This window comes from Streptomyces sp. NPDC054047 (assembly GCF_055585065.1).
In genome coordinates, this window is sequence record NZ_JBVJKV010000023.1 from 1 (window position 1) to 22,202 (window position 22,202).

The 22,202-nt window shown below is 70.3% G+C and carries 18 protein-coding genes and 2 pseudogenes; 14 read left to right on the plus strand and 6 right to left on the minus strand.

The annotated features are described in order from the left end of the window. Positions 1 to 483 precede the first annotated feature (483 nt). The 4 genes from ACZ6ZP_RS43040 (at position 484) to ACZ6ZP_RS43055 (ending at position 6,867) form a co-directional block, all read left to right on the plus strand. Entirely contained in the window at positions 484 to 975 is a 492-nt protein-coding gene (locus ACZ6ZP_RS43040; protein ID WP_351172459.1) for a MarR family winged helix-turn-helix transcriptional regulator, read from the plus strand. A 1,307-nt stretch (positions 976 to 2,282) separates the two neighbouring features. Then, complete coding sequence (locus tag ACZ6ZP_RS43045) at positions 2,283 to 4,319, plus strand: MMPL family transporter (RefSeq protein ID WP_351172654.1); 2,037 nt, start codon at positions 2,283 to 2,285, stop codon at positions 4,317 to 4,319. A gap of 252 nt (positions 4,320 to 4,571) precedes the next feature. Continuing rightward, complete coding sequence (locus tag ACZ6ZP_RS43050) at positions 4,572 to 5,834, plus strand: cytochrome ubiquinol oxidase subunit I (RefSeq protein ID WP_351174186.1); 1,263 nt, start codon at positions 4,572 to 4,574, stop codon at positions 5,832 to 5,834. A 25-nt stretch (positions 5,835 to 5,859) separates the two neighbouring features. Next, positions 5,860 to 6,867, plus strand: coding sequence for a cytochrome d ubiquinol oxidase subunit II (locus tag ACZ6ZP_RS43055; RefSeq protein WP_351174183.1), 1,008 nt, complete (start codon positions 5,860 to 5,862; stop codon positions 6,865 to 6,867). Between the two features lie 191 nt (positions 6,868 to 7,058). On the opposite strand, the gene ACZ6ZP_RS43060 is transcribed toward ACZ6ZP_RS43055, so the two are convergent. Continuing rightward, positions 7,059 to 7,544 carry a phospholipase gene (locus tag ACZ6ZP_RS43060; RefSeq protein WP_351174180.1) on the minus strand — a complete coding sequence of 162 codons (486 nt, stop codon included), beginning with the start codon at positions 7,542 to 7,544 and terminating at the stop codon, positions 7,059 to 7,061. Between the two features lie 780 nt (positions 7,545 to 8,324). Between ACZ6ZP_RS43060 and ACZ6ZP_RS43065 the strand changes: the two genes are divergently transcribed. Continuing rightward, the gene (locus ACZ6ZP_RS43065) at positions 8,325 to 9,020 is read left to right on the plus strand and encodes a L,D-transpeptidase (protein WP_469410569.1); all 696 of its coding nucleotides are present in this window, start codon (positions 8,325 to 8,327) and stop codon (positions 9,018 to 9,020) included. Positions 9,021 to 9,342: 322 nt separating this feature from the next. On the opposite strand, the gene ACZ6ZP_RS43070 is transcribed toward ACZ6ZP_RS43065, so the two are convergent. From ACZ6ZP_RS43070 to ACZ6ZP_RS43080, 3 genes are all read right to left on the minus strand, one after another. After that, positions 9,343 to 10,083: a class I SAM-dependent methyltransferase gene (locus ACZ6ZP_RS43070; RefSeq protein ID WP_468617936.1), complete on the minus strand. Its 741-nt coding sequence runs from the start codon at positions 10,081 to 10,083 to the stop codon at positions 9,343 to 9,345. Positions 10,084 to 10,815: 732 nt separating this feature from the next. Next, positions 10,816 to 11,112 (minus strand): hypothetical protein, encoded by a 297-nt coding sequence (locus ACZ6ZP_RS43075; RefSeq protein WP_469410570.1) that lies wholly within the window; start codon positions 11,110 to 11,112, stop codon positions 10,816 to 10,818. A gap of 420 nt (positions 11,113 to 11,532) precedes the next feature. After that, positions 11,533 to 11,904, minus strand: coding sequence for a hypothetical protein (locus ACZ6ZP_RS43080; RefSeq protein ID WP_351174168.1), 372 nt, complete (start codon positions 11,902 to 11,904; stop codon positions 11,533 to 11,535). Between the two features lie 111 nt (positions 11,905 to 12,015). Here ACZ6ZP_RS43080 and ACZ6ZP_RS43085 point away from each other — a divergent pair. The 3 genes and pseudogenes from ACZ6ZP_RS43085 to ACZ6ZP_RS43095 form a co-directional block, all read left to right on the plus strand. After that, positions 12,016 to 12,243 (plus strand): annotated as a pseudogene (locus ACZ6ZP_RS43085) (helix-turn-helix domain-containing protein); the annotation flags it as partial. Positions 12,244 to 12,990: 747 nt separating this feature from the next. Next, positions 12,991 to 13,194, plus strand: a pseudogene (locus ACZ6ZP_RS43090) (helix-turn-helix domain-containing protein); the annotation flags it as partial. A 23-nt stretch (positions 13,195 to 13,217) separates the two neighbouring features. Beyond that, the gene (locus ACZ6ZP_RS43095) at positions 13,218 to 14,309 is read left to right on the plus strand and encodes a tyrosine-type recombinase/integrase (protein WP_469410571.1); all 1,092 of its coding nucleotides are present in this window, start codon (positions 13,218 to 13,220) and stop codon (positions 14,307 to 14,309) included. A gap of 226 nt (positions 14,310 to 14,535) precedes the next feature. Here the strand turns inward: ACZ6ZP_RS43095 and ACZ6ZP_RS43100 are convergent, their stop codons facing one another. After that, the gene (locus ACZ6ZP_RS43100) at positions 14,536 to 15,018 is read right to left on the minus strand and encodes a hypothetical protein (protein ID WP_469410572.1); all 483 of its coding nucleotides are present in this window, start codon (positions 15,016 to 15,018) and stop codon (positions 14,536 to 14,538) included. A 399-nt stretch (positions 15,019 to 15,417) separates the two neighbouring features. Between ACZ6ZP_RS43100 and ACZ6ZP_RS43105 the strand changes: the two genes are divergently transcribed. From ACZ6ZP_RS43105 to ACZ6ZP_RS43120, 4 genes are all read left to right on the plus strand, one after another. After that, positions 15,418 to 15,750, plus strand: a complete 333-nt coding sequence (locus tag ACZ6ZP_RS43105; RefSeq protein WP_469410573.1) for a hypothetical protein — start codon at positions 15,418 to 15,420, stop codon at positions 15,748 to 15,750. 13 nt (positions 15,751 to 15,763) lie between these two features. Next, complete coding sequence (locus ACZ6ZP_RS43110) at positions 15,764 to 18,061, plus strand: DnaB-like helicase C-terminal domain-containing protein (protein WP_469410574.1); 2,298 nt, start codon at positions 15,764 to 15,766, stop codon at positions 18,059 to 18,061. After that, positions 18,061 to 18,624 (plus strand): hypothetical protein, encoded by a 564-nt coding sequence (locus ACZ6ZP_RS43115; protein WP_469410575.1) that lies wholly within the window; start codon positions 18,061 to 18,063, stop codon positions 18,622 to 18,624. Before ACZ6ZP_RS43110 ends, ACZ6ZP_RS43115 begins: the two co-directional genes overlap by 1 nt. A gap of 125 nt (positions 18,625 to 18,749) precedes the next feature. After that, complete coding sequence (locus ACZ6ZP_RS43120) at positions 18,750 to 19,916, plus strand: endonuclease domain-containing protein (protein ID WP_469410576.1); 1,167 nt, start codon at positions 18,750 to 18,752, stop codon at positions 19,914 to 19,916. A 443-nt stretch (positions 19,917 to 20,359) separates the two neighbouring features. Here the strand turns inward: ACZ6ZP_RS43120 and ACZ6ZP_RS43125 are convergent, their stop codons facing one another. Further along, a complete protein-coding gene (locus ACZ6ZP_RS43125) occupies positions 20,360 to 20,596 on the minus strand; it encodes a DUF397 domain-containing protein (protein WP_469410577.1) in 237 nt (78 codons plus the stop codon). A gap of 554 nt (positions 20,597 to 21,150) precedes the next feature. Between ACZ6ZP_RS43125 and ACZ6ZP_RS43130 the strand changes: the two genes are divergently transcribed. Together ACZ6ZP_RS43130 and ACZ6ZP_RS43135 are read left to right on the plus strand one after the other, a co-directional pair. Next, entirely contained in the window at positions 21,151 to 21,339 is a 189-nt protein-coding gene (locus tag ACZ6ZP_RS43130) for a hypothetical protein (protein WP_469410578.1), read from the plus strand. A gap of 59 nt (positions 21,340 to 21,398) precedes the next feature. Then, entirely contained in the window at positions 21,399 to 21,776 is a 378-nt protein-coding gene (locus ACZ6ZP_RS43135; protein WP_469410579.1) for a hypothetical protein, read from the plus strand. The last annotated feature ends 426 nt before the right edge of the window (positions 21,777 to 22,202 follow it).

Genomic DNA, 22,202 nt, shown 5'->3' on the forward strand with positions numbered 1-22,202 from the left:
GGGGTGTGCTCAACTCCGTGGTTTGGGTGCGGGGTTGGTGTCTTCTGCCGGGTGTGGGGTGGGGGTGGGTGCTGTGGGTGGGTTGTTGTGGTGGCTGGTGCGGGGTGGTTTCTGGTGTGGGCTTGACGGAACGGCAAAGTCTCTCTAAATTCGAGAAGCATGAAGATAGAGAGAATCCGGTGGGGGGCGGGGCCGCTGGGGCGTGCGCATGCTCCGCCCGGCGGGGCGCGGTGTTGGCCCCTGGATGCGGGGTCCCGGCGGGTGCCGGGGCCGTGCGGGCGGCGGGGGGTGGGGGGTGCTGCTGGTCTGCGGTGCTCGCTGCGTCCGGTCCGGCGGGGCGGTGTCTCTCCGGGGCGGCCGGGGGGGTGCGGGCTTTCTGGTGGTGCGGCAGGGCGCCCGGGGGTGGTTGTCGGGCGGGGGAGTGGTCCGGGCGGGGCAGTAGGCTGGTGGTTTCGGTCACCAGAGGGAAAGGGCAGCCCCGACATGCGTCTTGACGGTGCGACGGACAGTGTGGGCGGCTCGGGATCCAGGCTGCCGGCGCTGGCGACGGCGCTGCGGGTGCAGGCGGCCAGGACCGTGCTGTTCCAGGCGGCGGTGGCCCAGGCGGTGGGGCTCAATGCCACCGATTTCAACTGTCTGAGCCTGCTGGACCTGGAGGGGCCCACGACGCCGGGGCGGCTGGCCGAGCAGGTCGGTCTCAGCCGCGGCGGTGCCATCACCACGGTGATCGACCGGTTGCAGAAGGCCGGGTTCGTGCGGCGCAGGCCTGATCCGGTGGACCGCCGGCGGGTCATCGTCGAGGCGGTGCCCGAGGCCTTCGCCTCGCAGGTCGATGTGCTGCTGACCGATTTCCGGGCGGCGTTCGGCGAGCTGCTGCTCGGGCTCACCGAGGAGCAGCAGGAACTGCTGCTGGAGATCACCGACCGGGGCAACGAGATCTTCCACACCGAGACCCAGCGGCTGCAGGCCCGCTAGCCAGGCGCGCCTCTTGCGCCGCCCGGGCAGGGGCCCGGGCGCGAGGCGGCCTCCTCGGCGGCCGGCGCTCGCTCCACCGGTCCCGGCCGGCCCTGGCCGGCCGTGGCGCACGGGGTCACCGCGGCGGTGCACGCCCGCACACCTCCCCCGGGTGCTGCGTGTGCCGCCCGGTGCTCCGTGTGCCGTCCTGGGCCGCGCGGTTGGGCCCGGTGCCCGGTGAGGACCGGGCGCCGTGATCCGGCCGGGCGCCGCGCACAATCCGTTGCCCACCGGGCGGCCGTGGCCGGGGGGTTCGGGGGCCGTGCGGGATCCGCGCGCGGCGGCCGGACCCGCTCAGGTACCGCACCGCCCTGCATGACCCGGCACCGCACCGCCCAGTACCGCCCTGCATGACCCGGCACCGCACCGCCCAGTACCGCCCTGCAAAACCCGGCACCGCACCGCTCGGCAGGACCCGGCACCACCCGGCACCGCACCGCCCTGCATGACCCGGCACCGCACCGCTCGGCACCACCCGGCACCACCCGGCTGAACCCGGCAGGATCCGCCGCCCCGTAGAACCCGCCGCCGCCCAGCAAGACCCGGCAGGACCCGGCAGGACCCGGCACCTCTCGGCAGGATCCTGCAGGACCCGCCGCTCTGTAGAACCCGGCAGCACCTGGCAGAACCCGGCAGGACCCGGCACCGCCCCTGCAGCACCTGGCAGAACCTGCCGCCCTGCAAGATCCGGCACCGCCCGGCAGAACCTGGCAGGACCCGCCGCCGCCCGGCGGGCCCCCGTGAGGGTCTGACGGTGTGTCACTGAGCTCGGCCGGTGGCCCTGGCGGTCATCCGGCGCACGCCGCCGCGCGCAGGACCGCAAGGCCGCAAGACCGCAAGGCCGCAAGACCGCAGGACCGCAGGACCGGTACGTCCCGCCCCCGGGTCCGGGGGCGGGGTCCGGGTGCTGCGCGGGGTGCACCGTGCCCCTGATTCCCGTCCCGATTCCCGTCCCGATTCCCGTCCCGATTCTCTTTCCGATTGTCGTCCCGATTTTTCGTCCCGATTTTCGTCCTGTTCCCACGAACTGACGCCCAGTCAGTTCCGCTCGTGTCCGGGTCCGCCGCAGGCGTGGCCGACCCGGCCGCGTCGCGGGGTTGTCTGGGTGCGGTGATCCAGACAAGGAGCGCACGGTGACTTATACGCCCGGCCAGACACAGGAGAACCGTTCGGCGCCGCCCCCGCCCCGGGGCAGTGTCCTGGAGCGCACCGCCTCTTTCGCCCAGCGCCACCGGTGGACGGCGCTGGTGCTGTGGCTGGTGATCCTCATGGGTGTCTGGGCGGGAGCCTCGGCGGCCGGTGACCGCTACCGTGACGACTTCTCCCTGCCGGGCACCGAGAGCCAGCAGGCCCTGGACGTCCTGGAGGAGCACGGGTCGGCCGGCGCGGGCGATTCCGTGGAGATCGTGCTGCACGACAAGGACGGGCTTGCCGGGGCGGCCGTCAAGCAGCGGGTGTCGGGCATGCTGGAGAAGGTGGCCGACCTGCCCAAGGTCGCCCAGGTGCGCAGCCCCTACCAGGACCAGTCCACCCTCTCCAAGGACGGCACGATCGGGTATGCCACGGTCGTCCTGGAGGGCACGGCCGATGAGATGGACAAGGCCGACACCCAGCGCATCCTGGACACCGCCCGCACGGCGCAGGCGGACGGCCTGCAGGTCGAGCTCGGCGGCGACGCGGCCCGGAAGCTGGCCGAGGAGGAGAGCGGCGCGGCGGAGGGCGCGGGCATGCTGGCCGCGCTGGTGATCCTGGGCATCATGTTCGGCACGATCATCGCGGCCGGACTGCCGGTGATCACCGCGGTGTTCGCGGTGGGCAGCACGCTGGGCGCCATCATCCTGCTCTCGCACACCTTCACCATCCCCAGCTACACCCCGTACGTCATGATCATCGTGGGTCTGGGGGTGGGCATCGACTACGCGCTGCTGGTCTTCGCCCGCTACCGGGCCGAACTGGTCAGGGGGGCCTCGCCGGAGGATGCCTCGCGGCGCGCGCTCGACCTGGCCGGGCGCACCGTGTTCTTCGCGGGCTGCACGGTCATCGTGGCCCTGCTGGGCCTGGTGGCCCTGGGGCTGGGTTCGCTGCAGGGCACCGCGGTGGCGCTGGCGCTGACGGTGCTGGTCACCATGCTGGCCTCGCTGACCCTGCTGCCCTCCCTCCTTGCGATCTTCGGCAAGCGCTTCGCCCGCCAGTTCACCGCCAAGGCCCAAAAGCGCGTCGACAAGGGCAAGCCCGCGCCGGGGACCGGCTGGCGCCGCTGGGCCGGCTTCGTCCAGCGCCGGCCGCTGGCGGTGCTGGTGCTGGCCGTCGTCGCGCTCGGCGCCCTGGCCGCCCCGGCCCTGGACATGCGGCTGGGGTTCGCCGACGCGGGCAACGACCCGGAGAAGTCCACCAGCCGCAGCGCCTATGACCTGCTGGCCGAGGGGTTCGGCCCGGGCTTCAACGGGCCGCTGGTGGTGGTGGCCGAAGGCAAGGACCAGGCGGCCCAGGCGCTGTCCGCGAAGCTCAACGACACGCAGGGCATCGCGGCCGCCACCGGTCCCATCCCGGCCGAGGAGCCGGGCGCGTTCACGGTGATCGCGTTCCCCGACTCCGCCCCGCAGGACGCCGGGACCTCGGATCTGGTGCATGTGCTGCGCGATGACGTCCTTCCGCAGCTCGGTGAGGAGAACGGGGCCGAGTACCTGGTGGGCGGGTCGACCGCGGCGGTGGTGGACTACTCCGACACCGTCGCCGAGCGGATGCCGCTGTTCATCGCGATCGTGGTGGGGCTCTCGCTGATCCTGCTGGTCATGGTGTTCCGCTCGGTGCTGGTGCCGCTCAAGGCCGCGCTGCTGAACCTGCTGAGCATCGGCGCCGCGCTCGGTGCGATGACGCTGGTCTTCCAGAAGGGCATGTTCGGCGTCGAGTCCGGACCGATCGAGGCCTTCTTGCCGATCATGGTCTTCGCGATCGTGTTCGGCCTGTCCATGGACTACGAGATCTTCCTGGTCAGCCGGGTCCGGGAGGAGTGGGACCGCACGGACGAGCACGCAACCGCCATCCGCGAGGGCCTGGCGCACACCGGCGGGGTCATCGTCGCCGCCGGCGCCATCATGGTCGCGGTCTTCGGGGCGTTCATGCTCAACAGCGACCGCATGCTGCAGCAGTTCGGCTTCGGGATGGCGGTGGCCGTGTTCGTCGACGCCATCATCATCCGCCTGATGATCGTCCCGGCCGCGATGCAGCTGATGGGGCGCAAGGCCTGGTGGATCCCGGCGGGCCTGGACCGGATGCTGCCCAAGCTGAACGTCGAGAAGCACTGACCCCGGCAGGGGAGTGCGGGCGCTCCTGACGGCGCCCGCACTCCCCGCCGCGCCCGGCGGCCCGCGCCTGCACTCGCCTGCCGCGCCTGCACTCGCCTGCCGCGCCTGCCGCGCCTGCCGGGCCTGCCGGGCCGGCCCGGCGGCCCGCGCGTCGGCCTGCCGCGCCCGCCGCGCCCGCACTCGCCTGCCGGGCCGGCCCGGCGGCCCGTTCATCTGCTCGCCATCTGCACGGCTGCACAAGGAGAGACCCCCGTGGACGACGTGCTCACCCTCGCACGGCTCCAGTTCGCCCTCACCGCCATCGCCCACTACCTGTTCGTCTCGCTCACCCTTGGCCTGGTCACCTTCCTGGTCGTCCTGCAGACCCGCTGGGCGATCACCGGCAAGGACAAGCACCGCACCCAGACCAGGTTCTGGGGCCAGCTCTATCTGATCAACTACGCCCTGGGCATCGGCACCGGCATCGTGATGGAGTTCCAGTTCGGGCTGAACTGGAGCGGACTGACCCACGCCGCGGGCAACGTCTTCGGCGCGCCCCTGGCGGTGGAGACACTGGTGGCGTTCTTCGCCGAGTCCACCCTGCTGGGCCTGTGGATCTTCGGCTGGGACCGGCTGGGCCGCACCGCGCACACCGTACTGATCTGGCTGGTGGCGCTGACCGCCTACGCCTCGGTCTTCTTCGTCATGGCCGCCAACGGCTTCCTGCAAAACCCCGAGGGCACCCGCCGGGTCGACGGGGAGATGGTGCCGGTCGACACCGCCACCCTCTTCCAGAACTCCAACGCCGGCTCCGCGATGGGCCACGTCCTGACCGGCGCGCTGGCCACCGGCGCCTTCTTCATCGTCGCGGTCAGCGCCTGGCACCTGCGCCGGCGCACCGCCCACACGGAGTTCTTCTGGTCGTCGATGAAGCTGGCCCTGCCCGTCGCCGCCCTCACGTCCCTGGTCACCGGCATCATGGGCGCCGGCCTGTTCCAGGTGGTGGCCGACCAGACCCCGACCAAGTTCGGCCCGGGGGACAAGAACGCGGCGGCCCGGGCCAGGGAGTTCACCGAGAAGTTCGGCCCCGACAACTACTACGCCCCCGACTACGTCAGGACCGCGGAGAGCCTGATGCTCTCCAGCTGGACCGTGATGATCGTCGTCCCCCTCGTCGCCCTGCTGTTCCTGATCCGCCGCAACCTGATCCGCCGCCGCGTCCTGCTGTGGCTGCTCAGCGCGTGCGTCATCCTGCCCTACCTGGCCAGCACCGCCGGATGGGTCTTCCGCGAGGCCGGGCGCCAGCCCTGGGCCATCTACGGCGTCCTCAAGACCGAGGAGGCCCTCACCCCCGGACTGACCGCCGCCGGCACCCTCGCCTCGCTCCTGGTCTTCGGCCTGCTGGTCGTGGCCCTGACCCTCATCGACTGGGCACTGCTGCTGCGCTTCGCCCGCCAGGGACCGGACGCGGCACAACTGGGCCGGCCCCCCAGCCCGGCCGGAAAACCCGCAGACCACGCCACGTTGACCTACTGAGTTGACCTACTGAAAGGCGCACACCATGTGGGACGACATCTGGTACGCCCTGCTGGCGCTGCTGCTGACGGGCTATCTCGTGCTCGACGGCATCACCATCGGCAGCGGCATCGTGGGCCGCCTGGTGGCCCGCACCGACGCGGACCGCCGCACCGTGGACGCGGCCACCGGGCCGTTCTTCCTGGGCAACGAGGTGTGGCTGGTGGCCGCCGCGGGCATCACGCTGGGCGGCTTCCCCGGCCTGGAGTCCACCGTCGTCAGCGGCATGGCCCCGCTGATCGTGGTGGCCGTCGCCGCACTGCTGCTGCGCCACGCCGCCGTCCAGTTCCGCCGCCGGGTGCCCTCCCCCTCCTGGCGGCGCCGCTGGGACGCGGTGGTCCAGGCCGCCTGCGTGGCCCTGGCCCTCATGTGGGGCGCCCTGGGCGGTACGGTGCTCGGCGCGCTCCCGGTCAGGGACGGACACCTGAGCCCCTCCCTCGACCTGCTGCTGCGCCCGGTGCCGGTGGCCTCGGCGCTGACCGCCCTGGCCGTCCTGGCGCTGCACGGCGCGGTGTTTTTGGCCCGCAGGACCAGCGGCCCGGTCGCCGACCGGGCCGCGGAGCTGACCTGGTGGCTGGGGGCTACGGCGGCGGGGCTGGGCCTGCTCACCCTCTTCGCCGCCGCCTTCGACGCCCAGACCCGCGACGGCGTGCCCAACGCGCTGCCCGCCGCGCTCATCGCCCTGGCCGCGATCACCGCCGCGCTGCTGGCCGCACGGCTGGCGGCCTCCAACAGCCCGGGCGCCTGGCTGTTCAGCGGCCTGGCCGCGTGCCTTCCCGTGCTGGCCATCGGCGTGGCCCGCTTCCCGCAGACGGTGGTGAGCACCTACCCGGGCGAGGACCTCTCGCTCGCCGAGGCCGCCGCCCACCCCGACACCCTGAGCATGGTCGGCCCCATGATGCTGCTGGTACTGCCGGTGCTGCTCGCCTTCCAGGCCATGCAGTGGTGGGCGTTTCGCACCCGGACGGACGAGCGCTCCCCGGTGTACTTCTGACCCCCAGACACCCCCAGCCGCCCTCGGGACGAGCCGCCCTCGGGACGAGCCGCCCTCGAGACGCTCTGGAGCGGTTCGCGGCGTCCTCGCGGCGAGGGCGCCGCACCCGGGTGCCGGCCACCGTGCTTCGTCCGCGCCTTGTCCGGTCCTGGTCCGCTCTTCGTCTGGTCTGCGTCCGGAGGGGCGCGGGGTCAGGAGGCGGTCTTCTCGCCGGCCGCGCCGGTGAGGCCGAGCTTGTCGACGGCCTGGTAGTAGGTCCAGGCCGTCGAGTTGCACGTGGTCTTCGTCGCGCCGCTGTACCTGGCGCACACGCGCTTCAGGTCCTCGTAGAAGGCGCTGTCGACGCGGGCCTTGTGGGCGCCGAAGGTGCCCGCCTCCTTGTAGTTGCGGTACCCGAAGTCGTGCCGGGCGCAGGCCGTTTTGAAGGGGAAGCCCAGCGGGTTGTCGGGCGAGCTGGAGCAGTAGTCGGTGGACCAGTTGAACCGGTACGCGCTCCAGGCCTGCTGGTTTGCGTTGGCCGATGCCCAGGCGCCGTAGCTGCCCGCGTCGGTCTGGGTCCACCGGCCAAGTACCTGCGCCTTGTCGGCGGGCACGGCGGCGGCGGGAGCGGCGGCTACCCCGACTGCCAGGGTGAGGGAAGCCGTGCTCACGGCGAGAGCGGTCAGGCGAGCGCGCATGGGGGCCTCCTGCAGGGGGGATGGCACGTCCGTCTCAACAAGCGCTTTCATGCCCACAGTTGGCACTTCAATAAACGAGACGTCCGCGTGAACTCCCGTTGACCCAAAGGGGTTTACGCCACCAGCACCGCCGTGCGCCCGGCTCTGCCGGTGGGCCGGGGTGGGCCGGTGGCCGGTGGCCGGGGGGGGCTGGTGGGGGAGGGGCATGGTCATCCAGAGGCGCGGACGGGCCGTGCCGGCCGTCGTCCCGCGCGGCCCGCGCAGGAAGCCATCGGACCCTGGACGACGCGTCGCCGCTGCCACGCACCCCGTACCCCGTACCCGCCGGATCCGGCAGAGGCGGGCACATCCCCGCCCGTCTCTGCCCGGTTCGCCGCTGAGCCTGTTCGCTGCTGAGCCCGGCCGCCGCAAGCGACCGGACCTGCTTGCGGAAGATGACACCGTCCGTCCGCGGCACCGGGTTCTTCGGCGGCGAGGCGCACCCCGACCTCCGCACCTACACCTACAAGACCTGCACCTGCACCTGCACCTGCAGCGGGACGAAAGCCGGCTAGGTGCCCGCCGGCGCGAGCGTCGTCCCTGCGGCTGAGACCGGGGGCCGGAGGGACGGGCGGCGGCCTTGGCGGCACGCCGCCCTCTGCTGCACCGGGCGGCAAGTTGCCCTCTGTTACACATCTGTGTCGATTCGTCCTACAACGAACGGCGGGCCCGCGCCGTCTAGCAGGTGGGATCCGACCCGCGGACCCATGACGCACCAGGACGAACGGGGAGTGGGCAGCAGTGGGGGATATACGCAGACGAGGGGCCGTGGCTCTGGGGATCACCGTGCTGGTGGCCCCGCTCACGGTGGCGCTGGGCACGGGCAGCGCGCAGGCCGCGTCGTGCTCGGCGCAGAGCGGCCCGTACCAGAAGCAGGTCGAGAAGTTCCTCGGCCGCCCGGTGGACGGCCGGCAGTCGGCGGCCGACTGCAAGGCCATCAAGGCCTTCCAGACCAAACACAAGATCACCCCGAACGCCGGGTACGCGGGCGGCGTCACCTGGGGCGTCATGAACCTCATGAACAAGCAGAAGGCGGTGGGCGACACCCCCAACAAGGCGGGCAGGTGCCCGACCGACAAGGGGCGCATCGCGTGCGTCGACCTGACGCTCCAGCTCAGCTGGATCCAGGAGGGCAAGACCCTCAAGTACGGCCCGGTTGCGGTGCGCACCGGCCGCAACGGACATGAGACCCGCACGGGCCTGAAGAAGGTCTACTGGCGCAACATCGACCACGTGTCGAGCATCTACCACGTGCCGATGCCCTACAGCCAGTTCTTCGACGGCGGCCAGGCGTTCCACTCGGTCGGCGTCAGCGTGTGGTCCCCGCCGGGCTCCCACGGCTGCGTCAACATGACCAAGAAGGACGCCGTGCAGTACTGGAACATGCTGCGCAAGAACGACGACGTCTTCGTCTACGGCCGCAAGCCGGGCACCTGATCTGCGGCCCGCAGGCCGGGCCCCTGATCCGCCGTCTCCGCGGGCGTACGGCGGCGGAGACGGCGGCGGGGCGCCTGCGGGGAGACAGGGGGGAGCAGGGGAGAGCAGGGGGGGGAGCAGCGCGTGGCCGCGGGCCGCGCCGCGCACCGCAGCGGTCATGCCGCCCCCCGTCACTGGCCCCAGCCCCCGCCCGCCGGCCCCCAGGCCCTTTGCGTCAACCGCCCCCGGCCCGCCCCTCCGCCCGCCCGCCGGTAACGCAACGGCCGTGGCCCTGGCCCCTGTCCGGCGAAGGGGAGGCCGTCACGTCCCGGCGCGGCGGGCTTTACGGTTTGTGGGTGACCCAGAGCAGTTCCGCCGGCCAGTGGTGTGCCCAGTCGGGCGGGTCGGTTTCGTTGTAGCCGTTGGGTGTTGCGGGGTGGGGCCGCGGCTCGATGAGGTCGTCGATGACGAGACCCGCGCCGCGCAGGATCCTGACCCAGCCGCCGTAGGTGAGCTGGTAGCTGGTCGCGCCGTCGTCCTCGGCGATGGTGTGCAGGCCGAAGTAGTCCTTGTGCAGCGTGGTGGTCACGCGGCCGGCGGCTTCGTCGTAGCAGGCTTCGAACCAGGGGCTGGCGACGTTGAACACCAGGCGCCCGCCGGGGCCCAGCACGCGTGCGGCCTGCGGGACGGCCAGGTGCGGGGGCGCCCAGCTGAGCCCACCGAAGTCGCAGAACACCAGGTCGAAGCTGCCGGCGGCGAAGGGGAGCTGTTCGGCGGCGCCCTGCACCAGCGGGTAGCGGGCCGTGCCCATCGCGGCTGATGCTGCGGCGAGCTGGGCTTCGGACAGGTCGAGCCCGACCACGGTGGCGCCCTGGGCAGCGAGCGCCCTGGACCACTGGCCGGCGCCGCAGCCGAGTTCCAGGACCCGCTTGCCGGTGACCTCGCCCAGGGCGTGCAGCTGCGCGTCGGGGACGCAGTACATGCCCCACAGCCGGGGCGCGGCGCCGATTCGCGGGTCGTGCTGGTGCTGGTAGGCGCCGCTGATCTGGTTCCAGAGCCGCCGGTTGGCGGGGATGCTGTCCACGTACGCGACTCCAGCACCGCCTGCCGGGGGCGGTCAACACGATTACGGCCCGGGCCGGCCCCTCGCCCCGGTCCGGCCCGGGCGCGGCCCATGCTCGGCCGCACGGGCCCTGGCTGCCGTTCAGCTCCTCGAGGGCGACCCGGGATCCGCCGGGAGCGGCCTTTCGCCTGGCGGTGTTGCGGGACTGAACCATGCTGGCCTGGCCCGGCCCGCATTACGGCGACGGCGGCCCCTGAGTGGAGAGGCCGCTCGATGCCGGGGGGGGGGCGGTCCGGGTGCTGGACCGCTGTGCTTGCGGCAGGGGACCGGGCGGCCCGTTCGGGTGTCCTTGGCTGGGTGTCGAGGGTGGCTGCTGTGAGGGCAGTCGTGGTGGATGGTGGTGGGGTGAACTGGCTTGGGTGTGGGGCTCGTTGGGGCTGTTGTGGATCGTGCGGAGTGGCCTTGCGGATCTGCCCGGGGGAGTGCCGCCTTGGCCGGGGGCCGTCGGTAACCGGGCGGGGTGGGCGTACCGCGCGGACGCCTCCAGCCTCTGGAGCGGGGCCAGGAGGCCCTTGGCCGGGCTGCTGCAGGGGTGATGGCGCTGCAGGACGCGGCCCACAGCGCCCTGGCAGCGATGCAGGAGGGACTCTTTGGGCGGAGCGTCCCGCGCGGGCGGACGTGGGGGTGCCTTGGCGCGACATCATCAAGACGATCGAGGCGGGGCGCTTCCTGCTGTGCCAGGGGCGGCCTGCGCTAGACGGCGAGTGGGCCGTGGTCAAGACCGGTGCTTTGACGCGCGGGGAGTTCCTGGGATGCGAGCACAAGGCGGTGCGTGCCGAAGTACGCGTCGAGGAACGCCATGAGATCAGGGCCGGCGGCGTTGTGTGGTGCCGGGCCAACAGCCCTGCCCGTGTCGGTGCGGCTGTCCGCGCAGCGGCATGCCGCCCGCGGCTGCTGCTGCGCGACAAGAGCCCTCGGCTGGTGCCCGGTGAGCATGTCGATGCGCACCGGCCGGTACACCTGCTTTCCACCTCCTGTGGGCGCGCCCATCTCACACAGCGTGCGGGCGGGTTGTACACCACGGACGGTGTTGGCGGTCTTCCGTGCCGGGAGGCTCGCGGTGACGATCGAGAATGCACAGGATAATTGCAGTTATCCTGTGCGTATGCTGACGCCGGATCAGAACGTCCTGCAATCGGGGGAATCACCCGACATGCCCGCCGGGGAAGTGGCGCCGGCCCGTCCGGCCGCCCTCGCGGCACCCGGCCCGGCCGGGCCGGGTGCCGTCGCGATCTCGCCGACGGACGGACCCGCGCGGACCGCGGGGCAGGGTCGGCTCCTCGGCGGAAGCGGCAAGGCCGACGCGGCGGGGGCGATCGCGCCCAGCCACCGTGAAGCCGCCACCGGTGAACACAAAGATGCCGGGCGGAGCAGGAGCTCCACCCGGCATCGGTGCGGGGACGGGGCAGGTCAGCTGACGATCTTCGCCACCACCGCGAGCACGGCCATGGCGAGGGTGAAGGCGGTGGAGGTCACGCACCACCGCCTGCCCCGTTTCAGGTCGGAGGCAACGGCGTACGCGATGCCCGCGATCACGGCGGCGCCCAGCGTCCCGAGCGCGACCGCCCCCGACCGGGCGGCGTCCGGCGCGCCCTGGCCAAGGTCCAGCGCCTCGTACAGGGCGCCGAGGTCGAACGCGGCGGCCGCGGCCGCCAGTCCCGCCCACCCGCACGCCGCGCGCACCTTGACGCCGTCGGCCAGGGCCAGTTGGGATCCGGCGAGGGCCGCGACGGCTGCGACGAGTACGAGGAGGATGAGGAACTGGGCCTGGAGGGTGGTCATTTGCTTCCCCTTGAGGAGACTCCTGTGGGGGCGCGTTGCCCCCGGGACCGCAGGATGTCCCAGAGGATACGGAAGAATGAAAGAATGGGACAACCGAGGAGGTCGGCGCTGATGGCCGGGCGCCGGGAGAAGCCACTGGACGCGAATACGCCGCCACCGGTGCGCGAACTGGCGGAGTCGCTACGCGAGTTGCGGCATGCCTGCGGGCTCACTCTGCGGGAGCTGAGCGCCCGTTCCTCTTACGGCATGGCGAGCCTCTCCCGTGCCCTCAGCGGGGACCAGGTTCCCAGCATCGAGCTGCTCGAAGCCCTGCTCGACGCCTGCGAGGTGCCGGAGACCGAGCGCGGTGCGTGGCGGCAACTGCACCGGGATGCGAATGAAGCCCGCCTCGACCGCCGGCGGGATCAGCACGCCGTCGACCGGGCGAAGGACACGCAACAGGTCCAGGTGTTGCTGGCCGCGCTGTACGCCGGGGCGGGCAATCCCAGCGTGCGCAGCCTGGAGGCAGCCTCGGGCGTGCCCCGCACCGCCGTCCACCGTCTGGTGACCGGCAGCTTCTCGACGAGCACCCCGGTTCACGCTACGGAGCTCACCGACGTGCTTGTCTCCCTGACCCCCATCGAAGACCGCGAGCGCGCCGCCGAGATTGCCCGGCACCTGCGCAACACCCTCGTCCACCACTACGGCGCCACCGCAGACCCAACCGGTGACGGCGATGTCTCGGCCGCGGCGAGCAACCGCCAGAAAGCACGGGCGGCCCTGCAGCAACTCGCCCGTCGGGCCGTCCGGCTGGACGCCCGGCTCGCCGACGGCGACCTGAGCGCCGACGAAGACGTCACGCACCTGATGCACCAGCTCCAGGAGGACCTCGCCGAGGCGCACCACGTCCTGTGCCACACCTGCGGCACTCCTCACGAGTTCAGGCCGCTCACGCACGACGAAGCGGCCTTCCTCGCCGTCCCGGCCACCCAGGCCGTAGCGGCGACGGCAGCCGAGCATGAATCCCTCATCGCCGTCTCCGAGCCGTCAGACCGGGCCCCGGCCCCGGCATCTGACGAGACACGCGGTGAGCGCCCTCTCAGCTCCGTGCAGCGGGCAATGCGCCTGCTGGAGGTCGCCGCCGCCCATGGAGAGGGGGCTCCCGCGAAACAGTTGGCCCGTGAGGCGGGCCTCCCGCTCCCCACCACATACCACCTGCTGCGCACCCTGACTCAACAGGGCTATCTGCGCCGGGAGAACGGTGTGTTCGTGCTCGGCGAGGTGACCATGAAGCTGGGTACCGCGTCGCCGACGCGGGACGGGGCCGCGGCCCGATGACCACCACGACGCCGGTCCGCGCACCGCGCGCCGCCTTGGGAACGCTGCACCGCGATCCGCGCGAGCAGTGGCCCGAGCACGCCCGCAAGCTGTACGACCACCTCGTCGCCCTGTACGGCGCGGACGACGTGCTGCCCACCCTCGCCGCGTCCTGGATCGCCCACCAGCGCAGCGTGAACACCCAGAAGTCCTACGCCCGCGGCTTCAAGATCTTCGAGGAGTTCGCCCGCGAGCACGGCGCGCACCCGATGGCGGTGAAGTTCCCACTCGCCGACACCTTCCGGCTGTATCTGGAGAACACGCCGACCTGGGTGCGGGTCAAGGGCGGGGCGCGCGGCGAGCTGGCCCGCACGGGCAAGCCGTACAGCGAGGCGTCCCGGGCGAACGCGCTGTCGTCGGCGTCCTCCTTCTTCGCCTACCTGGACAAGGTCAGCGACGACGGGGTGAAGAACCCGTTCGACGCGGTGCAACGCCCGGTGCTCGATCCGGACTACTCGCCCACCCCCGGCTACACAGAGGAGGAGTGGACCACATTCCTGGTGACCGCCCGGGACCACCACCGCGTCGCCGCGTATCGCAAGCGCGCGTACGCATTGCTGCTCCTTCTGTACACCTGCTGCCTGCGCATCGACTCCCTGCTCAACGCCCGGGTCGAGGACCTCGGGTACGACAAGGGGCACCGGGTGCTGAAACTGGAGAAGATGAAGGGCGGCGGCCGGAGGAAGAAGCCGATCCCGCCGGTGGCCTGGGACGCCTTGCAGGAATACCTCGACGGCCGCACCGAGGGGTGGCTCTTCTGCACCGCCAGCGGCGGCCAGCTCGACGAACCGGCGGTGTGGCGGCTGCTGCAGTCCCTGGCCAAGCGCGCCGGTCTGCCCCTGCGCGGCCCGCACGGCACCAAGGGCGACGCCATCACCCACGCCCTGGCCAAGTCAGATGCGCGCCCCGACAAAGTCCAGCGCTGGGCGGATCACAAGGACTCCCGCACCACCCAGCGCTACAACCGGCGAAAAGAACTCCTCGACGACAGCCCCGGCTACGGTCTGGCCGCTGACGTCGCCGGCGCTCTGGAGCCCGACGGGAGCTGAGCCTCAACCGTGGCGTGGACCACCACCTGTGCGGCACGACTTGCCTCGGGTCGCACGATGAGGCCTGCCTCTTCTCACGGATCCGATGGGGCGTCGCAGGGTGCAGCCATCGGTTCGGCGCAATGATCAATGCCCCGCAGAGAGTCTCCAACCGGCCCCGGGCTTACTCGAACTGATAGCGCATTTCTGTCTCCCGGTGCCGAGCTCGCCTATCGAGGAGGAGGAGTCATCCGAACGGAGTGAGGCCGTCGATACCCTCCAGAGCTTCGCGGGCCGCGTCAGCGGGTGCCTCCCCTTTCACGTCAGGAATGCCGCCCTGATCCTGCGCGCGGTGCAGCTCAGCGACCGATTCGCAGGCCTTGATCGCGGCCTCTCCGTCGAACCCGTCTGGCAAGGAACCGACCACGCAGCCCCCGGTCAGAACACCATCGGTTCCCAACACCGCGAAGGTTGAGCGGAACCTCAGTCTCAACTCGGCCCGGTAGCAGGGCTTCTCTCTACGGCCGTGGACGATCACGTCGAGGGCTGCCTGCCACACGTCGTGAATCGTGGGCTGCGCCTCGGACGGTGCGACGATCTGAATCTGCTGCACTGCCTTACGCGTCGCGACCTCGTTCTCGGCCAGGTTCAGTGCGTCACCCCAGCTGAGCGCGCCGAGGTCCGCCGCTACATCTAAGAACCCCGTAGAGCGCATCGAGCTGCCGGTCAACGTGGGCGTTGTGCCGGGCAGTCTGAACAGTGCGGACCGTCGTCCAGCGGGTGACAGCAGCCGTGATGACCGCGCCCACGATGACGCCGAGCGGAGCGACGAGGGAAGCCGAGGTGATGTCCATGAGTCAGTCGTCGGGCCGGGGTGCACTCGTTTGCCGTGCACGTGGGCCCGGAGCGAGACATCTCCTGCGGGCCGGCAGGGTGTCTGGTGTGCAGCGGTCGGCTCAGTTGGCGTGACGCTGCCCGCTGTGGGTCCGGCCCTGAAGGGATCTCTCGGCTGGTGGGCGGGCTATGAGGCCGCGCTGACACCACGCCCCTACTTTCTAACTTGTTGTTAAGTTAGAATCGCTGTGGTAACTTTGCAACAAGTAGAGAAGTAATCGGAGGGGGGGCTCGGGTGCTGCAGATCCAGATCGGTGCCGAGCGCGCCGCGGACGCGAGCGACCCGCTGGGGCGGGCCACCCTCGGCTGGCGTCCCGGCATGAGCGAGGCCGAGGCCTGGGAAGCAGGCCGCGGCATCTGGAAGTTCAACGCCGACCGGGCCGTCTCCCAGGACGAGGCGCAGATCATCAACACCGAGGGGACCGTGCTCGCGGTCGCGAAGATCACCGGGATCAGCAAGCACGACGGCCGCTACGCCCTCGAAGGGGAACTCCTGAACGGCGACCCGCGGGTCGGCCGGCCCACCCCCAGCCCACACTTGTCCCGCAACCCCGTCACCTACATCTGAACGGACCGGCCCGGTGAGCGACACCGACACATCCGGCGCGCGCACGGCATCCCCCAAGGGAGAAGACACGGTGGACAGCGAGCAGACCCCTCCCCGCCCCGCGCCCCGCAGACTGGCGGCCCTGGGCGACATGGTCGGCGACGTCCTCACGCCCACCGCCTCCCCTGGCCAGGCCTTCGGGCTGCGGGACCTGGACGCGGCCACCGGCGGCCTCCAGCCCGGCCGCCTGACTCTGGTGGCCGCGCCCCCCGGAGCCGGCGGCAGCCTCCTCGCCCTGGCCGCGGCACGTCACACGGCCCTCGTCCAAGGCCGCCACGTGCTGTACGCGGCCGCGGGCCTGACCAAGGAAGTCGTCACCCGTTGGATCATTGCCGCCGAGGCCGGAGTTGACCTGCGCAGCCTGCGCGCCGCAACACTCACCACCCTCGAACGCGAAGCCGCCGAGGCGGCCGGCGCCCGCGTGGGGCAGGCTCCGGTGCTCTTCGACGACGGCGCCGGGCTGACCGCCCAGGCCATCACCGAGACCGCACCCTACGTCGACGACCTCGCCCTGATCGTCGTGGACCGCCTGCACCAGACCCATGACCCGCACATCCCGCTCTCCGGCGACCAGGTGCCACCCGCGGTGCGCACGCTGACCCACCTGGCCCGGCAACTGTCGGTGCCGGTCCTGGCCGTCCTCAACACAGACGACCCTGAGGTGGTGCGCGGCCTGGACGCGGATGTGACGCTCACCCTGGCCGTCGCCGATGATTCCGGGCTCGCCGACGTCGCGGTCACTGAACGGGACTTCGGGCAGACCACGCTCCGCCTGCAGGCAGAGCTCGACCGGGCCCGCTTCACCGACGCCCCCGCGCTGCCTCATCCGGCTCCATCGGTATCCACCGCATCGCCCGCCGACGACACGGCCTCGGCTACCGCCGGTGCGGTCACCGAGCCCGACACCGAGACCGAGCGCGAACTGGTCGAGGCTGCCCTGCCCTTTACGTCCGGCGCCGTCAGAGGCCTGCCCTCCGAGGCCCTGCAACTCCTGTCCGATCACCGCGACGCGGTACTTAAGGGAGCGGCGCAGGACCTGCCCGGCCTGCGGGCCTACACGGCCGCCCTGGCCTCGGCCGCCGGTCTCATCCTCCCCGACACCCCGGAGGGCCAGCGTCTGCGCGCCGCCTTGGACGCCTTTGCCGCAGCCCATCGCGCCGAGCACACCGAAGCCGTTACCTCCGACCCTGATACCGGCGCAGAGACCGACCAGGACGCCAGCGACGATGCCCCGACAGGGGGAGCCGAGCGCAGCACCCCGGCAGCCGAAGCCCAGCAGCCGCCCGCGGGGGAGGAGGCACCGGCGGAGGAGGAACAGGAGCTGCAGCCCGGCGACGAGGACGACGAACCCGAAGACGCGCCCTTCCCTGCGCTGCGTCTGCTCAAGGAGGCCATCAACCGGTCGAAGATGCATCCGATCCCCGTGGTCCGCAAAACCGAGCGCGACGCCCAGCCGTGGTCGTTGTTCAACGAGGTCATGGACGGCGAGCCGCGCTGGGTGCACCCCGATGTGCAGAGTGTCCGCGGCCGCGGCGGCAAGCGTCACCAGCTGATCGTGCCCGATGAGTTCGGCCCCGGACAGTTGTGCACCATCGACCGCAACGGCTCCTATCCCTCGGCCTGCTCCGCCGTCACCCTGGCCCCGAACAAACTCCTGCACACCGGCCCGCTCGAGCAGCGCGCCAAGGATCAGGCAGGCATCTTCCAGATCGACGTCCCCGCCTGGGACCACCCAGCCATGGCGCACCCGCTGGGACGGCTGGCCGACCGCCCCGATGACCAGGGCCGGATCTGGGTGACCACCCCGCACATGGAACTTCTGGAAAAGCTGATCCGGCAAGAGCACATCGCCGAGCCGCTGCGCATCCACGACTCGTTCACCGGCCGCGCCAACAACTCGCTCCTCAAGCCCTTTTACCAGGAGGCGAAGCAGGCCCGCGGTGAGCTGATTGAGGCGGGCGGGGAGCCGTACGACGAGTACAAGCGGCGTCTGTCCGTCGCCCTGCGTCTGTTGTGGCCCAAGGGCGAACGCGTCAACTCGCCGTTCTGGCGCCCGGACTGGCGTCTGAGCATGGTCGCCGAAGCCTCCGTACGACACTGGGTCGTCGCCTGGGGCGCCGTCCAGGAAGGCCACACCCTCATCGCCCTGCGCAACGTGGACGAGGCCGTCTTCTGGACCCCTCACGGCGCAGCACCGGGCAAGTACAAGGTCGGCACCGGCTTCGGCGAGGTCAAAGTCAAGGCAGAGGTCGAGCAGGGGAGTGACGGCTGATGTCCCAAGGCCAGGGCCCCACCCTGGGCGCAGCACTCAACAGCCTGCTCGCCACCTACCACCTCACCCCCCAAAGACGCCTGGCCTCCTACAAGGCCAAGACCTGGCACGCCCAGCTCGTCCACCTCACCCAGACCCACCGCGGCTACACCGCCCTGGAGGAGGCCGGACTCCACATCACGCACGCCACCCTCATCAAGTGGCTGGCCGACGACGAGTACAACGTGCGCCGCCACTACCGCGACATCCTCACCCAGGCCTACGAAGCAGCCGCGACCATCCCCGCCGACCCGATCCCGCAGGCCTTCAAGGACCACCAGTTCGAGATCCGCGGCGTCGTCAAGACCGGCGCCGACGAACGCAACCGCGGCGCCAACGGCAGCGCCCCGCTGCGCATCGACGGCCGCAACGGCCACTGGACCTCCATCGAATCCAAGTGGAGCGAGGGGGAACTGAGCGACGCCGAGTTCGAGGACGACTTCATCGACTTCGTCATCTGCGACGACATCGGCGAAGGCACCGACGGCTGGAACTTCCCCGGCGGCACCTACACCGTCAGCTAGTTGACGCCCCTGGCAGGCAAGGGACGGGGGCGCAGCGAACACGCCGGTGGTGTGGATCCCCGCGAGCCCTCAGCGGCCTCGTTCCTCGTTCACCAGCTGTCAGTGCCCGGTGCAATGCTCGCCGGATGATGAATCAGAAGTCAGCTGTGTGGTATCTGGCCAACGCAACGCGTACTTGCCCAATTCCTCTGAATCCTGAGGGCTTTCGCCGTAAAGACCGCGCCCCGCACGATTTTGTGTTCTTCGGGCACACGCCGGTGCGCACCTACAAGAGGGCGGGGCAGTGGCAGTTCCTCGATGCGGATGTCCGACAGGCGGGGCGCAGGATGGCGGAACTGCCCTGGAACTCCGAGGACCTGACCGACCTAGGGCGCGATGAGCAGGGCGAGTCAGAGCCAGCCGCCTTTGTGCACACCAGCTGGCGCAAGGAGATCCAGCGTGTCATCGACAGCAGGGGAGCGGGCAGCGGCTGCGGGTGCAGCCAGCTGAATGCAGCCGCCTCGCAGTCGTTGCACTCCAGCCCAGACTGCCTGCTCCAGCGCTACCAGAACTACACCATCGCCTGCACCCTGCCCGTACGCACCCTGGTGCGGGCGGATGGAACCTGGAGGATTCCTCGCGTCCTCGCCTACCTCCTTGACCAGCGAGACGAGGCCGAACGCCAGCTGCATCTCATGCAACAGCCGTGCGACGCCTGTGGTGCCCTCAGCCCGGACAGCAGCTGGCGCACCCCGTCGGCCACGGGGTGGAAGGTCACCTGTCCCGCTTGTGCGGCCGCGCACCTGAGGCCCTATGGACACGAGCTTCAGGGTGTCCCCTACCTCCAGGTACGCGAACGCGGCACCAGGGCAGCGGACTTCCTGTGCGCGGTATGTGAGACGGCCCGGCCTGCCACCGACTGGGACCACTGCCACACCCACGGCCTGATCCGCGCCCCTCTCTGTGGCAGCTGCAACACCATGGAAGGACAAGGCAAAGAGTTCCTAGCCCGGCCCCGAAGCCTGCAACACCTCCTGCGCTGTAACGACTGCCACACCCAGCGCAATCTGCCGCCCCACCACAGACTTGCCGCGCTGCGCCGGCATCTGCACCTGAACTGGGGCGTGCAGGGGTGCGACTGGCCGATGCACATGTGCGTGAGGCTGAAGGAAACCGGCGGCGGCAACTACGACTGCACAGTCAGTTGCCCTGGACCAAGGCGCCGAGACGTCCGCAGCCTGCGTCTAACGCACGAGGAAGCCGAACACTTCCTCGCCCTAACCGTCGAGGCGGGACTGACGGATGCCGAGTAGCGAGGAGACGGATAACAGATGGCCGCGTCTCTGGCCCAGCAGCGGCTGGGCAGAACCGGTCCTGACCATGTATGTGGCAGGCGGCACCAAAATCCCGATGACTCCGGGCGCCACTTGCCCTCAGGCCTGCACTTTGGGCCGATGCCTCCTGCTGGTCTCAGCTGGCATCGTCCAGGACAGGGCTAATTTGGCCGAGTTGTCTGCTCCAGCGCAGCCAGGAGGCCAGTTCGCGCAGGGCTTCACCCTCGTGACGGCCAGCTGGGAAACACGATGACGCCCCTACATTCACCTGGGAGAGTCAGGTGGCAGGCTGGCACTGCCCGACTGCGCGCATCGTCACGCCCATCGCGTGGCCGCCCCGCCGGTTCTCCTCACGCGGAGTGGGCTGATATCGCCGGACATGAAGGAGCCCCCGCCCATGACGGGGGCTCCTTTGGGCTGGGTCAGTGCTTGATCCAGTTCACGAAGGCGTCCCAGCCATGGTCAGGTACGACCAGTGCGGGGCCCTTGGGGTTTTTGCTGTCACGAACCGGGACGACACCCGTCACCCCGTCAAGCCCTGGGGCTCCGGTCGAAGGGTGGGGGAGTTGGATGCGCCGCAGCCTAGGTCGCGAAGTGGTGAGGATCCTTCTCTGTGCGGTTGCCATTGCGGCTGTCGCGGCGGCCACTTTGGGCGTCATATGGGCTGTAGAGAACACCGATTTCCCTGAGCCTAATACCGGGAGTTCGACTCAGCCGTACGATCCTACTGGTGACCTGTTCGGGCCCCCTGCTCCTCCAGTCCCTCCTCTCTTTCCTCCGGGCCCAGCTCCGGTCTACCGTTGACAGAGCAGGAACTGGCTGCGTCCCAGCCCTTGCCCCGCCTCTTGCGTCCGCTGCTTGGTCTGCGGGTGGGTTTTGGCGTGGACCGCCTTTCTGGCTGGGGGTCATGAGTATGGGTACTCAGGTGTGTTGGGGATTTGCCCGCCATAATGGCCGTGCTATGACAGATCACTGGGAGGGGCACTGAGTGGTGAGTACACGTAAGTTCGTGTTAGCGGGGATGCTGGCAGTCTTTGCCGTGGCTGGGGCCGGGGTGGCGCCGGCTGTGGCTGCTGGGGGGCTTCTTCCTCACCCTGGGCCTGACGGTTTGGTGTGGGTGGAGGAGAGAACGGGCGATGGTGGGGTTGTGTCCGGCGGGGCTTGGGAGGGGCTGCCGACGGTGCTCACGGTGGCTTGTGAGGGTGGTGGCAGCGTGGCGGTGACGATGGAGTCGCAGCAGGTGCAGGTGGCCGAGTTCGAGGTGGACTGCCCGGTCGGCACCGCGGGTGTGGGGTCGGTGACTCTGGATGCAGGCGTGGTGAGCTCTGGGTCCTTCGTGGTGGGAGTCGATGCCTCGCAGGAGGATGTTCGCTGGGCCCTGGCGGTAACTCAGCCCGAATAGCAGCCTCGGCCCGGTTGGTGCCTGTGCGGGGCTCGGGCACTTGGCGGTGAGCGGCCGGGGTGCGGAGCCTGGTCACTACCCGTGCCCTGCTTGCCGCCAGACAGGACCGGACCGGCACCATCAATGCCCGCGCGATGATGTCTCTTTACGGCGGCGCCTGGTTCGGCAAGACGGTCGCGGCCACCGGCTGCCTGCGCGAGCTTGAAGCCGGCGAGGACGTCCGCCGCATCACCTTCCACACCCGTGCTACCACTCGCGCGGTGCGCCATGAACTGCACGTCGCCCTTCAGCTGCCGGGCCGGCCTCCCCGCTACGTCACCGAGTTCGATCATCTTCTCAAGGAGAGCTTGCCACTTATGTCTCAGTGTGGTCGGGGGGTGTGCTTGAGCCTCGGGGACAGGGGTGGCGTTGAGGGTCAGGGGCTGCTGTACCCGTGAGGGTGCCTCAGGTGCACAGCAGCGCCCGGAGGGCGCTCCGAGCAGTGTGCGGTGTGGTGCTGGCCCGGAGGGCCAACACCCCTTGTTCTTTCCGGGAGTTCGCTTATCTCTCCCGGAAACGGTGTATTCTGTTTTGAGATTCAGGGAATTGGAAATTCCCTGGGTGATTCCCGGAGGGAATCACACCCGCCCATAGGGATATTTTGAAAAATGACGGGCGGTCAAGTACGCCTCGAATACTGCGCATTGGGAATTCCTCCCGGAGGGTGGAATTCTTTTCGACTGGAAGTCGTAACAGTTATCGAAAAGAGCCCGGAGGGCCTTTAGATAACTCCCGCCCGGAGGGCGGCAATTCGCGCGGGGACGCGCGAAATGGAGAATCCGGAGGATTCGTAGTATTCGGCTGCCGGAGGCAGAGCGAAGCGG

Excerpts from the sequence above, each read along its gene's own strand:
- ACZ6ZP_RS43040 (WP_351172459.1), top strand. The coding sequence starts at position 484 with ATGCGTCTTGACGGTGCGACGGACAGTGTGGGCGGCTCGGGATCCAGG.
- ACZ6ZP_RS43045 (WP_351172654.1), top strand. The coding sequence starts at position 2,283 with ATGGGTGTCTGGGCGGGAGCCTCGGCGGCCGGTGACCGCTACCGTGAC.
- ACZ6ZP_RS43055 (WP_351174183.1), top strand. The coding sequence starts at position 5,860 with ATGTGGGACGACATCTGGTACGCCCTGCTGGCGCTGCTGCTGACGGGC.
- ACZ6ZP_RS43060 (WP_351174180.1), bottom strand. The coding sequence starts at position 7,544 with ATGCGCGCTCGCCTGACCGCTCTCGCCGTGAGCACGGCTTCCCTCACC.
- ACZ6ZP_RS43075 (WP_469410570.1), bottom strand. The coding sequence starts at position 11,112 with ATGGGCGCGCCCACAGGAGGTGGAAAGCAGGTGTACCGGCCGGTGCGC.
- ACZ6ZP_RS43080 (WP_351174168.1), bottom strand. The coding sequence starts at position 11,904 with ATGACCACCCTCCAGGCCCAGTTCCTCATCCTCCTCGTACTCGTCGCA.
- ACZ6ZP_RS43095 (WP_469410571.1), top strand. The coding sequence starts at position 13,218 with ATGACCACCACGACGCCGGTCCGCGCACCGCGCGCCGCCTTGGGAACG.
- ACZ6ZP_RS43115 (WP_469410575.1), top strand. The coding sequence starts at position 18,061 with ATGTCCCAAGGCCAGGGCCCCACCCTGGGCGCAGCACTCAACAGCCTG.
- ACZ6ZP_RS43120 (WP_469410576.1), top strand. The coding sequence starts at position 18,750 with ATGATGAATCAGAAGTCAGCTGTGTGGTATCTGGCCAACGCAACGCGT.
- ACZ6ZP_RS43125 (WP_469410577.1), bottom strand. The coding sequence starts at position 20,596 with ATGACGCCCAAAGTGGCCGCCGCGACAGCCGCAATGGCAACCGCACAG.